Here is a 13,502-nt window from a genome sequence, read left to right on the forward strand (position 1 = left end):
AAGGCATCGTCGGTCATGGCGCAGCAGGACACCGATCAGCAGCACGTGGGCGTGCTTCCCGTGGACGACGAGGGCTTCGTCATCGACACCGAGGACGGCGAGGAGCGCGAGGCGGCCTGGCGTGAGCGCGGGACCTCGCGGCCCATCACGGTCGTCGGCAACCCGGTGCTGCACAAGGAGTGCCAGGACGTCACCGAGTTCGGCGCGGAGCTGGACCAGCTGGTGGCGGACATGTTCGCCAGCCAGCGCACCGCCGAGGGCGTGGGCCTGGCCGCCAACCAGGTGGGCGTCGACCTGAAGGTCTTCATCTACGACTGCCCCGACGACGACGGCGCCCGGCACACCGGTGTCATCTGCAACCCGATCCTCGTCGAGCTGCCGGCCGACCGGCGCCGGCTGGACGACAGCAACGAGGGCTGCCTCTCGGTGCCCACCGCGTACGCGCCGCTCGCCCGGCCCGACTACGCCGAGGTGACCGGACAGGACGAGAAGGGCAACCCGATCAAGGTGCGCGGCACCGGCTACTTCGCGCGCTGTTTGCAGCACGAGACCGATCACCTGTACGGCTACCTGTACATCGACCGGCTCTCCAAGCGTGAGCGCAAGGACGCGCTGCGGCAGATGGCCGAGAACGAGCCCCGGTACCCCGTGGTCGCGAACGACTGACAACTTCTGACAACGTCTGAGGCGGACGTGAACGCGAACGGCTCCTGCTCAGGATGATGCCCTGAGCAGGAGCCGTTCGCATGTCCGTCGCACGTTCGATCGAAACGTGGACTCAAGTGCGCCTGTAGTGATCCAGAACCAGTCAGGCAAGAGGCGAATCTCGGCAGCTTGGGGTAGTGAAGGAAGCAAATCCGTTCCCAGAACGGTCAGTTGTAGGGCTGAATGGGAACTGCGGGGATACGCAACGGCGCACGCCTGGCACAGCGGGAGGGGTGTTGCGCCAACTCGCGGCTGAGAGGGGTTTGTTCGTGCCTGCTTTCCCACACAGCACCTCACCGGCGACACCAGCGGTAGCGATCCCACCATCACTGGCCTTACCTGTGATCGAGGCGGCGTTTCCCCGGCAACTGCATCCGTATTGGCCCCAACTGCAGGAGAAGACCAGGGGCTGGCTGCTGGAAAAACGCCTCATGTCGGCGGACAAGGTCGCAGAATATGCCGACGGACTTTGCTACACCGACCTCATGGCCGGGTACTACCTCGGCGCCCCTGACGACGTACTCCAGGCGATTGCGGACTTCAGTGCCTGGTTCTTCGTCTGGGACGACCGCCACGACCGCGACATCGTGCACGGCCGGCCCGCCGCCTGGCGGCATCTCAAGGGTCGTCTCCATGCCGCGCTGGACGCACCCGGGATGTATCTGTACCACCGGGACCCGCTGGTCGCGGGGTTCGCGGACAGTGTCCTGCGCCTGTACTCGTTCCTGGGCGGGAGGTGGAACGCCCGCTTCGCGCGGCACTTCCACGAGGTGATCGACGCGTACGACCGCGAATTCCGAAACCGCACAAACGGAACCGTGCCGAAAGTCGAGGAATACCTCGAACTCCGGCGACTCACCTTCGCGCACTGGATCTGGACCGATCTCCTGGAACCCAGCGCGGGATGCGAACTCCCGAGTGTGGTGAGGAAACACCCTGCATTCCATCGGGCGGCGCTGCTGAGCCAGGAATTCGCCGCCTGGTACAACGACCTCTGCTCTCTCCCGAAGGAACTCGCGGGGGATGAGGTGCACAATCTCGGGATCAGTCTCATACGGCACGACGGGCTGACACTCGAAGAGGCCGTCACGGAAGTCAGGGGGCGGGTCGAGAGGGCGGTTCTGGAATTCCTCTCGAAAGAACAGGAAGTGCGCAGGTTCGCCGAGTCGCTCGACGACGGCAGTGTGCGGGGAAAGCAAATCAGCACCGCCGTGATCGTCTGTCTCGGCAATATGCGGAACTGGTTCAGTTCCGTCTACTGGTTCCACCACGAGTCCGGCCGCTACATGGTCGACAACTGGGACGACCGCTCCACACCCCCGTACGTCAACAACGAAGCGGCAGGTGAGAAATGACCGTCGAATCAGTACGTCCCGTGTCCCCCCACGCCAGGGACCTGCCCGATCCGCCCTTCGCGGGCGGCGGTGTCCCGCTTCTCGGCCACGGCTGGCAGCTGGTCCGCGACCCGCTGGGCTACTTCGCCCGGCTCCGCGACCACGGCGACGTCGTACGGCTGAAACTCGGCCCCAAGACGGTGTACGCCGCCACCGCGCCGGAACTGGTCGGGGAACTCGCGCTGAACCCCGACTACATCATCGGCGGCCCGCTGTGGGAGTCCCTCGAGGGGCTGCTCGGCAAGGAGGGCGTGGCCACGGCCAACGGGCCCACCCACCGGCGTCAACGGCGCACCATCCAGCCCGCGTTCAGGCTGGACGTCCTCCCCGAGTACGGGCCGATCATGGCGGAGGAGGCACAGGCGTTCGCCCGGCGCTGGCAGCCCGGCGAGGTCATCGACTGCACGGCGGAGTCCTTCCGGATCGCCGTCCGCATCGCGGCCCGCTGTCTGCTGCGCGGCGACTACATGGACGAGCGGGCCGAACGCCTGTGCGTCGCGCTCGCCACGGTGTTCCTGGGGATGTACCGGCGCATGGTGATCCCGGCGGGACCGCTCTACCGGCTTCCGCTGCCGGCCAACCTCAAATTCAACCGGGCACTGGCCGATATGCATCTTGTCGTCGACGAGATCGTGGCCGAGCGCCGGGCATCCGGTCAAAATCCGAACGATTTGCTGACAGCGTTGCTGACGGCGAAGAACGAGAATGGCGACCCCATAGGCGAACAGGAGATCCACGACCAGGTCATCGCCATAGTGACCCCGGGCGCCGAAACCGTCGCCTCCACGATCATGTCCCTGCTCCAGATCCTCGCCGAACAGCCGGAACATGCCGACAAGGTGGCAGAGGAGGCCGAATCGGTCGGGGGCGACCGCGCGGTCGCATTCGCGGACGTCCGCGAGCTGGCCTACACGAACAATGTCGTCGTCGAGACGATGCGTTTGCAGCCGCCCGTATGGATATTGACACGGCGGGCGGTGGCCGAGACCGAGCTGGGCGGCTATCGGATTCCGGCCGGTGCCGATCTCGTGTACAGCCCGTACGCGATACAGCGCGATCCGCGTTCGTACGAGCGGAACACCGAGTTCGACCCCGACCGCTGGCTTCCGGAACGTGTCAAGGACCTGCCCAAGTACGCGATGACCCCGTTCGGCGTGGGCAACCGCAAGTGTCCGAGTGACCATTTCTCGATGGCCATGCTGACCATTCTCACGGCCGAGGTGGCCAGGAAGTGGCGCTTCGAACGGGTGCCAGGATCACGCGACGCGGTCCGCGTGGGCATCACCCTGCACCCGGACCGGATGCTGCTGCGGGCGACGCCCCGCTGAACGGGCCCTGGTGGTGGAACAGGCGTACGTTCAGGCGGCCTCCGGGCCCTTGAACGTACGCCGGTAGGCCTGGGGGGTGGTCCCCAGCGACCGTACGAACTGGTGGCGCAGTGCCGCCGAGTTGCCGAACCCGGTGCGCCAGGCGATCGCGTCCATCGTCTCGTCCGTCGCCTCCAGCAACTGCTGGGCCAGCAGCACGCGTTGCCGCAGGATCCAGCGGTAGGGCGTGGTGCCGGTCTCCTGCTGGAAGCGGCGGGCGAAGGTGCGGGGCGACATATGGGCGCGCTCGGCGAGCTGCTCGACGGTCACCTCCTCGTCGAGATGGCGCTCCATCCACACCAGCACCTCCCCGACGGTGTCGCACCGCGACCGTGGCAGGGGCCGCTCGATGTACTGGGCCTGCCCGCCGTCCCGGTGCGGCGGTACGACCATCCGGCGGGCGATGGCGTTGGCGACCTCGGGCCCGTGCTCCTCGCGGACGAGGTGCAGGCAGGCATCGATCCCGGCGGCCGTACCGGCGGAGGTGATCACCGGCCCCGCGTCGACGTACAGCACGTCCGGCTCGACCTGGACCTGCGGATAACGCCGGGCCAGCTCGTCGGCGTGCCGCCAGTGCACCGCGCACCGCCGGCCGTCCAGCAGGCCCGCGGCGGCGAGCACGAAAACCCCGGAACAGACGCTGAGCACCCTGGCCCCGCGCTCCACGGCCCGCCGAAGCGCGTCCAGCAGCTCCGGCGGATACTCCCGGTCCGTATAGGTCTGCCCGGCCGGTACGGCGATCAGGTCGGCCGTCTCAAGACGCTCCAGCCCGTGTTCCGTACTCACCGAGAAGCCCGCGTGGGTGCTCAGCGTCGGGCCCTCGGCCGAGGCGACGGCGAAGTCGTACACCGGCAGACCCTCGTCGCTGCGGTCGAGGCCGAAGACCTCGCAGACGACGCCGAGTTCGAAGGGATGCACTCCGTCGAGCAGAACCACGGCCACGTTTTCGAGCATGCCTCCAGTGTGCCTCGGCATTGGCAGGAAATCGAGGGTGTGCGGCAGTCCTGCCACTGACGGTCAGGAGCATTCGGCACGAGACTAATGTCCATGAACACAGCAACGGACAACATCGTCGGAATCCTCGTCGTCGTCGCGGTCTTCGTGACCCTCGCTCTCCCGGCCCTGATCGGCCTGGCGCGCGACCGGCGCATCGACCGCCAGCTCCGCGAGGCCCAGCGGTCTCGTCGGGAGGTCGAGCGAATCGGCCCCACGGCGCTCCCCGCACGGCGGCAGCGCTACTTCACCACCACGGTGACCCCCCACTCCTGAATCCCCCGGCACGAGACCTGGCCGGTCCGGGCGGCGCACAGTGGCCGCGTGGACTCCAGCCGGGTCCTGCCTGCCGATACGGCCTTGAAGGCGGCGCTCGCGTCGCCGGGTAGCAGGACGACCCCGCTGTTGGTGGCCGCCAGACCGGGACCGCTCAGGGTGACCGGTTTCCAGGGCCGCTCGGAGGTTCCGTCCAGGCTGACACGGACCGTGTCGCCCACCGCCAGACACACCGTGAGGCCGCTGTCGCGGGCGCCGAGCGTCGTCACTGCCTTACAGCCCGCGGAACTCGGCGTCGGGCTCGTCGGGTTCGTGGTGGAGGTGGGAGTGGGGGAGGGGGCGGACGACACGTTGTTGCCGCCTTCCTTGCCGCTGTCGGTCCGGTCGGCGCAGCCTGCGACGCCGAGTGCGAGTGTGAGTGCCACGAGGGCGCGGACGGGGGTCGTGCGGCGGCGGATCTTTCGGTACATGGGTGGGCCTCCTCTTCTCTCCGACGTGTCACCCGCACGTCCGGATCCCACACCTGGTCCCACAGCTGATCCCACACCGGAGCCCCGGCCGCGAAGGCGGCGGCCGGGGCTCCGGTGTGGGGCGGTGGTCAGCTGGTCGTGACGGCGGTGTCGTCGAGAACGAAGCTGGTCTGGAGCGAGGAGTCCTCGACACCGCTGAACTTCAGGGTGACGGTGGTGCCCGCGTACGAGGACAGGTCGAAGGACTTCTGGGCGTAGCCCGAGGCGGCGTTGATGTTCGAGTACGTCGCCAGGGTGGTCGAGCCGGCGGTGACCGTCAGCTTGTCGTAGGCGGTGCTCGTGGAGGTCTCCTTGGTGTCGACGTGCAGGTAGAAGGTGAAGGTGGCCTTGCAGCCGCTGGGCACGGTCACCGACTGGGACAGCGTGTCGGTGTGCGCGGAGCCGTAACCGTCCAGCCAGGCGTAGTACGAGCCGGCGTGCGCCGCCTCACTGGTGGAGTTGCCGATGACGCTGGTGGAGGCGGTCCAGGTGGTGTTGCCCGACTCGAAGCCGGGGTTGCCGAGCAGCTGGGCCGAGGTGCAGGTGCTGCTGCTCGACCCGACGGTCCAGCTGAAGGAGGCGGAGCCGGAGGCGCCGGTGCTGTCGCTCGCGGTCACGGTGACCTGGTACGTGCCCGCGGTGGACGCCGTACCGGAGATCAGGCCGGTCGAGCCGCTGATCGACAGCCCGGTCGGCAGGCCGCTCGCGCTGTAGGTGAGGGTCGCCGACGCACTGTCGGTCGCGCTGATCTGCAGGCTGACCGCACTGCCGGTCGTGGTCGACCTACTGCCCGGGTTGGTGACGGTCACCGTGTTGCCGGTGCTGGTTCCCGAGGTGAAGGCGGTGGTGCCGTTGGGGGTGCCCCAGCCGGTCGGACCGTCGTAGCCGGTGGCCGCGGTGCAGAAGTACGAGGTGGTGCAGGAGCCGTTGTTGCCGCTGGTGACGTCGTACAGGTTGCTCGTGTGGCTGTAGGGGTACTTCGCCGGGTAGTCACTGGAACCCGGGGTGCCGGCCAGCGCGTACACGCCCGCGATGATCGGCGCCGAGGCGCTCGTGCCACCGTAGACGGCCCAGCCGGAGCCGCCGTAGGTGTCGTAGACGGCCACACCGGTGGCGGGGTCGGCGACGGCGGAGACGTCCGCCTCCATGCGCTTGGTGCACCCGGTGTCGGTCTGCCAGCTCGGCTTGGGATCGTACGCCGAGCAGCCGGAGCCGGTCCCCTCCGTGCTGCTGGTCTTCCACACGGACTCGGTCCAGCCGCGGGAGTTGGAGGACGTGGAGAGGGCGGTGCCGCCGACGGCGGTCACGTACTGGGAGGTTGCCGGGTACTCGGCGCCGTACGCGCTGTCACCCGAGCTGACCGTGATCGCGACACCGGGGTGCTTGAAGTAGGAGGTGTCCTCGGTCGTCTGGGAGGACGCCTCGTCGCCGCCCCAGCTGTTGGACACGAACTTCGCGCCGAGCGCCACGGCCTCGTTCTCGGCGGTGCCGAGGTCGGAGTCGGTGGCGGAGCTGGCCTCGACGAGGATGATGCTGCAGTTGGGGCAGACGGCGCTGACCATGTCGAGGTCGAGCGCCTCCTCGCCGGCCCAACCCGTGTCGTTGGTCGGCAGCGAGGTCGTCGAACCGGTCTGGCTGACCTGCTTGAAGCAGCCGCTGGCCTTGGTGCAGGCGGACAGGCCGTACGTCGAACGGTAAGTGGCCAGGTCCGCCTCGGCGTTGGGGTCGTTGTACGCGTCGACGATGGCAACGGTCAGGCCGGAGCCGCCCGTTGACGGGAGGTTGTAGGCGCTGTGCAGGTTGGCCGGGCTGAGCCCGGACGGCGCGGCGGCAGCGGCTGCTGCGGCCAGCCGCTGCTTGATGTCGGTCCGGCGCTGGGCGAAACAGGACACGTGACCGGGCTCGGCGGTGGCGCAGAGATGCGTGGTCGGCACCTTCTGGCCGGCCTTGCCGGTCGAGTGGAACGTCTGCCGGTCCGGGGAGGTGAGGGCCTTGGAGTTCTGGGTGACCCGGGAGTTGCTCGCGGCTGCGTGCGCTACGGGCGCCGCGTGCGCCGGCGCCGCGACGAGCCCGGCGAGGCTGAGGGCCAGGGCGGGGGTGGCCGCGACCAGCAGTCTTCGCAGGCTCCGTCTGGGCTTACCGGTGGGTGACTTACGCATGGGGTACTGCCTCCGTCGCTGGAGTGGGGTTCTCGACGCTGATGGCAGGCCTGTGACGCGCGTAGCGGCAGCAGTGCGCGTTATCGTCAGGGGCATGACACTTTGGACGTTCCGTGATGCCGTTGTGCGCATGACAGGATGGCCAGAAAGTAGCCGGGGCCGACAAGACCGGAACAGATGCGCCGGAAGAACTTTGCCGCTCCATAGGAGGTCCATGGACGGTGGATGGACGATCCATGGACGAGGCCTCGTAGTTGATGGGGCCGGGCTTACCGTTCGGTAAGCCCGGCCCCATCAGTGACGGACCGTCAGAAATCCTCGTCGAGGTCGACCGTGCCCTCCACGGCCACCTGGTAGGCCGACGGGCGGCGCTCGAAGAAGTTGGTCAGCTCCTGGACGCCCTGCAACTCCATGAAGGAGAAGGGGTTCTCGGAGCCGTACACCGGCGCGAAGCCCAGGCGGGCCAGCCGCTGGTCGGCGACACACTCCAGGTACTGCCGCATCGACTCGGTGTTCATGCCCGGCAGACCCTCACCGCACAGGTCCCGGCCGAACTGGAGTTCCGCCTCGACCGCCTCCCGCATCATGTCGGTCACCTGCTGCTGAAGCTGGTCGTCGAACAGCTCAGGCTCCTCCTTGCGGACGGTGTCGACCACCTCGAACGCGAAGCTCATGTGCATGGTCTCGTCCCGGAACACCCAGTTCGTGCCGGTGGCCAGGCCGTGCAGGAGACCCCGGCTGCGGAACCAGTAGACGTACGCGAAGGCCCCGTAGAAGAACAGGCCCTCGATGCACGCGGCGAAGCAGATCAGGTTGAGGAGGAAGCGGCGGCGGTCGGCCTTGGTCTCCAGCCGGTCGAGCTTCTCCACCTCGTTGATCCACCGGAAGCAGAACTCGGCCTTCTCGCGGATCGACGGGATGTTCTCCACCGCGTCGAAGGCAGCCGCCCTGTCCGCCGGGTCGGGGAGGTAGGTGTCGAGGAGCGTCAGATAGAACTGGACGTGCACGGCCTCCTCGAACAACTGGCGGCTCAGATACAGCCGCGCCTCCGGGGAGTTGATGTGCTTGTAGAGCGTGAGCACCAGGTTGTTCGAGACGATCGAGTCGCCCGTCGCGAAGAACGCGACCAGCCGACCGATCATGTGCTGCTCACCCTCGGACAGCTTCGCCAGGTCGGAGACGTCCGAGTGGAGGTCGACCTCCTCGACGGTCCAGGTGTTCTTGATGGCGTCCCGGTAGCGCTCGTAGAAGTCCGGGTAGCGCATGGGGCGGAGAGTCAGCTCGAAGCCCGGGTCGAGCAAATTCTTCTCGGAGTGGGTGGAACTCATTACTGGCAGGCCTCGCAGGACTCGGGGTTTTCCAGGGAGCAGGCGACGGCGTCGGGGTCGGCGGCCTGCTGGACGGGGACGGTCTTCTCCGGCTGAGCCTGCGCGGCGCGGGCGATGCGGGTCGCCGGACGGGAGCGCAGGTAGTACGTCGTCTTCAGGCCCGACTTCCAGGCGTACGCGTACATCGAGGAGAGCTTGCCGATGGTCGGCGTCTCCAGGAACAGGTTCAGGGACTGCGACTGGTCCAGGAACGGCGTCCGGGCGGCGGCCATGTCGATCAGCCCGCGCTGTGGGATCTCCCACGCCGTGCGGTAGAGGGCGCGTACGTCGGCCGGGATCCAGGCGAAGTCCTGCACCGAGCCGTTCGACTCGCGCAGCGCCTCCCGGGTGCGGGCGTCCCACACGCCGAGGTCCTTCAGCTCCTTCACCAGATACGAGTTGACCTGGAGGAACTCGCCGGACAGCGTCTCGCGCTTGAACAGGTTGGAGACCTGCGGCTCGATGCACTCGTACACGCCGGCGATCGAGGCGATGGTGGCGGTGGGCGCGATCGCCAGGAGCAGGGAGTTGCGCATCCCTGTCGCGGCGATACGTTCCCGCAGCGCCGACCAGCGCTCGGGCCAGGTCAGCTCGACGTCGTAGTGGTCGGGGTGGAGCACACCACGGGCCGTACGGGTCTTCTCCCAGGCCGGCAGCGGGCCGCCCCGCTCGGCGAGGTCGGCGGAAGCCTCGTACGCGGCGAGCATGATCCGCTCGGCGATGCGCGTGGAGAGGGCCTTCGCCTCGGGCGAGTCGAAGGGGACGCGCAGCTTGAAGAAGACGTCCTGGAGGCCCATCGCGCCCAGGCCGACCGGGCGCCACCGCGCGTTCGAGCGGCCCGCCTGCTCGGTCGGGTAGAAGTTGATGTCGACGACCCGGTCGAGGAAGGTGACGGCGGTACGGACCGTCTCGTCCAGCCGCTCCCAGTCGATGTCACCGACGACGGTGTCGACAAAGGCACCCAGGTTCACCGAGCCCAGGTTGCAGACCGCGGTCTCTCCGTCGTCCGTGACCTCCAGGATCTCGGTGCACAGGTTCGAGGAGTGGACGACACTGCCCGGCTCGGCCGTCTGGTTGGCGGTGCGGTTGGCGGCGTCCTTGAAGGTCATCCAGCCTTGGCCGGTCTGCGCGAGCGTACGCATCATGCGGCCGTACAGATCGCGGGCCGGGATGGTCTTGCGGGCGAGCCCGGCCTCTTCGGCCAAGCGGTAGGCGGCGTCGAACTCGTCGCCCCACAGGTCGACCAGTTCGGGCACGTCGGAGGGGGAGAAGAGCGACCAGAGCGCGTCCGCGTTCACCCGGCGCATGAACTCGTCCGGGATCCAGTGCGCGAGGTTCAGGTTGTGCGTACGGCGGGCGTCCTCACCCGTGTTGTCGCGCAGCTCCAGGAACTCCTCGATGTCGGAGTGCCAGGTCTCCAGGTACACCGCGGCGGCACCCTTGCGCCGGCCGCCCTGGTTCACGGCGGCGACGGAGGCGTCCAGCGTCTTCAGGAACGGCACGATGCCGTTGGAGTGCCCGTTGGTGCCGCGGATCAGCGAACCGCGGCTGCGGATCCGGGAGTACGACAGCCCGATGCCACCGGCGTGCTTCGAGAGGCGGGCGACCTGGTGGTAGCGGTCGTAGATGGAGTCCAGCTCGTCGACGGGCGAGTCGAGGAGGTAGCAGGACGACATCTGGGGGTGCCGGGTACCGGAGTTGAAGAGGGTGGGGGAGGAGGGCAGGTAGTCGAGGCGGCTCATCAGCCGGTAGAGCGCGGCGACTTCGTCCAGCGCCCGAGACGTGTCGTCCTCGGCGAGACCGCTCGCCACGCGCAGCATGAAGTGCTGGGGCGTCTCGATGACCCGGCGCGTGATCGGGTGGCGCAGGAGGTACCGGCTGTGGAGGGTGCGCAGCCCGAAGTAACCGAAGCGGTCGTCGCCCTCGACGTCGATCAGGGTGTTCAGACGGTCAGTGTGCAGCCGTACGAACTCGGCCGTGCGGTCGGCGATCAGGCCCTCCCGGTGGCCGACCGCGACCGACTCGGAGAAGGACGTGACGCCCTGCGAGGCGGCTTCCGCGGCGATGGTGACGGTCAGCAGCCGGGCGGCCAGCCGGGAGTAGGCGGGGTCCTCGGAGATGACGCGGGCCGCGGCCTCGGTGGCCAGCTCGCGCAGCTCCGACACGTCGGCCCGCGCGGACCGGCCGCGCAGCGCGGCGGCGGCGACCCGGCCGGGGTCGGCGTCGGGAAGGTCGGCGGTCAGCTCGGTCAGTATCCGCAGTAGCGCGGTACCGGGACCGTCCGTCTCCACCGGGGCCACTCGGGTCGCTGAAGCCGGTTCGGCTGGCGCGATGGTCACGTGGGGGCTCTCCCTCGCTCGGCACGGGGCCTTGCGGAGGGCAGCGGGGCACACGGACGCCTTACGGGTACGCGCGCGTCCACCGGCCCACTCCACGAGGCCCGGACGTCGGGCGCCCGGACCGGTCGGCCGGGCGCGCTGTCGACAGGTCCTCGGACTGGACACGCGCACAAACGTGCACGAGTACACCGTTGCGGGACAGTTCCGGATTCGCACCGGATTCCCCTGCGGCGACAGCGAGCATGAGCATACATCTTGTGTCGGGCCCCGGAAGCACCCCCACATGTTGTGTCGAACGGTGAGTTGGGCGCACTTAAGGGGCGCGGGGCTGTATCGATGTGCGGCTCCGCCGCGCGGGCGCGACAAGCCCCCACCGGGCCCGCAGACGAAGAACCGCGGACCCGGCGGAGCCCTCAGTGGGAGGCGCCTGCCGTCGCCGGCGGCAGCTGCGCCACGCCCGGATCCCCCGAGTCCGCCGTGTAGTCCGACGACTTCGTCTCGTCCACGCCGTCCGGGGCCTTCAGCGCCTTCAGCACGAAGGTGAGGACCACCGTCACGACGACGTTCAGGACGAACGCCGTCAGGCCGATGTAGCCGATCTCACCGATCCCCGGGATCTCCTTCGCGCTGCCGCCGAAGTGCTTCTGCGTCGGGGACGCGACCCCGTACGCTGCCAGCGTGCCGTACAGCATGCCGACCGCCCAGCCGGCCAGCAGGGCCCAGCGGTGGAACCAGCGGGTGAACAGGCCGCCGACGAGGGACGGGAAGGTCTGCAGGATCCAGATGCCGCCCAGCAGCTGGAAGTTGATGGCGACCGTCTTGTCCATGGTCAGGACGAAGATCAGCGCGCCCACCTTCACCAGCAGCGAGACCAGCTTGGAGACCTTGGTCTCCTGCGCCGGTGTCGCGTCGGGCTTGAGGAAGTCCTTGTAGATGTTGCGGGTGAAGAGGTTCGCCGCCGCGATGGACATGATGGCCGCCGGGACCAGCGCCCCGATGCCGATCGCCGCGAAGGCCACACCCGCGAACCAGGACGGGAACATGTCCTCGAAGAGCTGCGGGATCGCCAACTGGGGGTTGGTGACCTTGACCCCGGCCGCGATCGCCATGAAGCCCAGCAGGGCGAGCAGCCCGAGCATCAGGGAGTACAGCGGCAGGATCGTGGTGTTGCGGCGGATCACCTCACGGCTCCTGGAGGACAGCGTCGCCGTGATCGAGTGCGGGTACATGAACAGCGCGAGGGCGGAACCCAGCGCCAGCGTGGCGTAGGTCCACTGGCCGGCCTCGGCCGGGATCAGCGCGCCCGCCTTGGCGGCGGTGTACTTCTCGCTCGCCGCGCCGAAGATCTCGTCGAAGCCGCCCAGCTTGATCGGGATGTAGATGATCGCCACCGCGATGACGATGTAGATCAGCGTGTCCTTCACGAACGCGATCAGGGCGGGGGCCCGCAGGCCGGAGGAGTACGTGTAGGCCGCCAGCACGCCGAAGGCGATCAGCAGTGGCAGGTCCTTCACGAACCAGTTCGTGTTCTCGCCGCCGCCGACGCCCATCACGTCGAGGACCGCCTGGATGCCGACCAGTTGGAGTGCGATGTACGGCATGGTCGCGAGGATGCCGGTGACCGCCACCGCCAGCGACAGGCCCTTCGAGCCGAAGCGACCGCGGACGAAGTCCGAGGTCGTGACGTATCCGTGCTTGTGGGAGACCGACCACAGGCGGGGCAGGAACGTGAAGATCAGGGGGTACACCAGAATCGTGTACGGCACCGCGAAGAAGCCGGCCGCGCCCGCCGCGTAGATCGCCGCCGGTACGGCCACGAAGGTGTACGCCGTGTAGAGGTCTCCGCCGAGCAGGAACCAGGTGACCCAGGTGCCGAACGACCGGCCGCCCAGGCCCCATTCGTCGAGGCTGTTCTCGTTCTCGGCCTTGCGCCAGCGCGTGGCCATGAAGCCGACGACCGTGACGGCCAGGAAGAAGATGATGAAGACGGTGAGTGCCACACCGTTCACGCCGTCGTTCACGCGGACGCACCCCCGTCCTTGGAAGCGGCCTTGCGGGCGCGCTGGTCACGCTGCCAGAGCTGGTACGCGGTCATCGTCAGCGCGGTGGAGACGAACACCCACAGCATCTGGTACCAGTAGAAGAACGGGATGCCGATGAAGGCCGGATCGACCTTCGCGTACGAGCCCACCCACAGCATCGCGACGAATGGTGCGAAGAGGCAGAGCCCGATGACGACGCGGATCGGAGTCACCACCGGTTGTTCCGTGACCGGTTGTCTCACTTCAGGCGCTTCAGGCATGTCAGGACTCCGTCCCCTCACCGATTCCCGTGATCAGTTCTCTATGATCACTTGTGCAACGCGCAGGAATCTAGAGGACGGTTCCGTCTTA

General features: G+C 68.1%; 11 protein-coding genes and 1 riboswitch. Of the genes, 4 read left to right on the forward strand and 7 right to left on the reverse strand.

Annotated elements, in window-relative coordinates; all coding sequences use genetic code 11:
• The first annotated feature begins 15 nt into the window (after window positions 1-15).
• The 3 genes from def to G3I56_RS13790 all read left to right on the forward strand — a co-directional run bounded on the left by def (window position 16) and on the right by G3I56_RS13790 (window position 3,427).
• The gene (def, locus tag G3I56_RS13780) at window positions 16-666 is read left to right on the forward strand and encodes a peptide deformylase (RefSeq protein WP_164409244.1); all 651 of its coding nucleotides are present in this window, start codon (window positions 16-18) and stop codon (window positions 664-666) included.
• 308 nt (window positions 667-974) lie between these two features.
• On the forward strand, window positions 975-2,060 hold the full coding sequence (gene cyc1, locus G3I56_RS13785; RefSeq protein ID WP_164409441.1) for an epi-isozizaene synthase: 1,086 nt from the start codon (window positions 975-977) through the stop codon (window positions 2,058-2,060).
• Window positions 2,057-3,427, forward strand: a complete 1,371-nt coding sequence (locus tag G3I56_RS13790; protein ID WP_164409245.1) for a cytochrome P450 — start codon at window positions 2,057-2,059, stop codon at window positions 3,425-3,427. The genes cyc1 and G3I56_RS13790 overlap by 4 nt, the downstream gene beginning before the upstream one ends.
• Before the next feature lie 30 nt (window positions 3,428-3,457).
• Here the strand turns inward: G3I56_RS13790 and G3I56_RS13795 are convergent, their stop codons facing one another.
• On the reverse strand, window positions 3,458-4,420 hold the full coding sequence (locus tag G3I56_RS13795) for a helix-turn-helix domain-containing protein (RefSeq protein ID WP_164409246.1): 963 nt from the start codon (window positions 4,418-4,420) through the stop codon (window positions 3,458-3,460).
• A gap of 93 nt (window positions 4,421-4,513) precedes the next feature.
• Here G3I56_RS13795 and G3I56_RS13800 point away from each other — a divergent pair, with 93 nt between their 5' ends.
• Window positions 4,514-4,735 (forward strand): hypothetical protein, encoded by a 222-nt coding sequence (locus tag G3I56_RS13800; RefSeq protein WP_164409178.1) that lies wholly within the window; start codon window positions 4,514-4,516, stop codon window positions 4,733-4,735.
• Here the strand turns inward: G3I56_RS13800 and G3I56_RS13805 are convergent.
• From G3I56_RS13805 to G3I56_RS13830, 6 genes are all read right to left on the reverse strand, one after another.
• Window positions 4,702-5,205: a hypothetical protein gene (locus tag G3I56_RS13805; RefSeq protein WP_164409247.1), complete on the reverse strand. Its 504-nt coding sequence runs from the start codon at window positions 5,203-5,205 to the stop codon at window positions 4,702-4,704. The two genes, G3I56_RS13800 and G3I56_RS13805, sit on opposite strands and share 34 nt — an antisense overlap.
• Window positions 5,206-5,333: 128 nt before the next feature.
• Window positions 5,334-7,403 (reverse strand): putative Ig domain-containing protein, encoded by a 2,070-nt coding sequence (locus G3I56_RS13810; RefSeq protein ID WP_164409248.1) that lies wholly within the window; start codon window positions 7,401-7,403, stop codon window positions 5,334-5,336.
• A 308-nt stretch (window positions 7,404-7,711) separates the two neighbouring features.
• On the reverse strand, window positions 7,712-8,731 hold the full coding sequence (locus G3I56_RS13815) for a ribonucleotide-diphosphate reductase subunit beta (RefSeq protein WP_164409249.1): 1,020 nt from the start codon (window positions 8,729-8,731) through the stop codon (window positions 7,712-7,714).
• Window positions 8,731-11,109, reverse strand: a complete 2,379-nt coding sequence (locus tag G3I56_RS13820; RefSeq protein WP_164409250.1) for a ribonucleoside-diphosphate reductase subunit alpha — start codon at window positions 11,107-11,109, stop codon at window positions 8,731-8,733. The genes G3I56_RS13815 and G3I56_RS13820 overlap by 1 nt, the downstream gene beginning before the upstream one ends.
• Window positions 11,110-11,256: 147 nt before the next feature.
• Window positions 11,257-11,334: riboswitch (cobalamin riboswitch) on the reverse strand.
• A gap of 188 nt (window positions 11,335-11,522) precedes the next feature.
• A complete protein-coding gene (locus tag G3I56_RS13825; protein WP_164409251.1) occupies window positions 11,523-13,130 on the reverse strand; it encodes a sodium:solute symporter family protein in 1,608 nt (535 codons plus the stop codon).
• Entirely contained in the window at window positions 13,127-13,411 is a 285-nt protein-coding gene (locus tag G3I56_RS13830; protein WP_164409252.1) for a DUF3311 domain-containing protein, read from the reverse strand. The genes G3I56_RS13825 and G3I56_RS13830 overlap by 4 nt, the downstream gene beginning before the upstream one ends.
• Between the last annotated feature and the right edge of the window lie 91 nt (window positions 13,412-13,502).

Origin of the sequence: Streptomyces sp. SID12488, from assembly GCF_010548275.1 — a bacterium.
Lineage (GTDB): Bacteria > Actinomycetota > Actinomycetes > Streptomycetales > Streptomycetaceae > Streptomyces.

Coding starts and splice junctions, on each gene's coding strand:
- def (WP_164409244.1), top strand. CDS start 16: ATGGCGCAGCAGGACACCGATCAGCAGCACGTGGGCGTGCTTCCCGTG.
- G3I56_RS13790 (WP_164409245.1), top strand. CDS start 2,057: ATGACCGTCGAATCAGTACGTCCCGTGTCCCCCCACGCCAGGGACCTG.
- G3I56_RS13795 (WP_164409246.1), bottom strand. CDS start 4,420: ATGCTCGAAAACGTGGCCGTGGTTCTGCTCGACGGAGTGCATCCCTTC.
- G3I56_RS13800 (WP_164409178.1), top strand. CDS start 4,514: ATGAACACAGCAACGGACAACATCGTCGGAATCCTCGTCGTCGTCGCG.
- G3I56_RS13805 (WP_164409247.1), bottom strand. CDS start 5,205: ATGTACCGAAAGATCCGCCGCCGCACGACCCCCGTCCGCGCCCTCGTG.
- G3I56_RS13810 (WP_164409248.1), bottom strand. CDS start 7,403: ATGCGTAAGTCACCCACCGGTAAGCCCAGACGGAGCCTGCGAAGACTG.
- G3I56_RS13815 (WP_164409249.1), bottom strand. CDS start 8,731: ATGAGTTCCACCCACTCCGAGAAGAATTTGCTCGACCCGGGCTTCGAG.
- G3I56_RS13830 (WP_164409252.1), bottom strand. CDS start 13,411: ATGCCTGAAGCGCCTGAAGTGAGACAACCGGTCACGGAACAACCGGTG.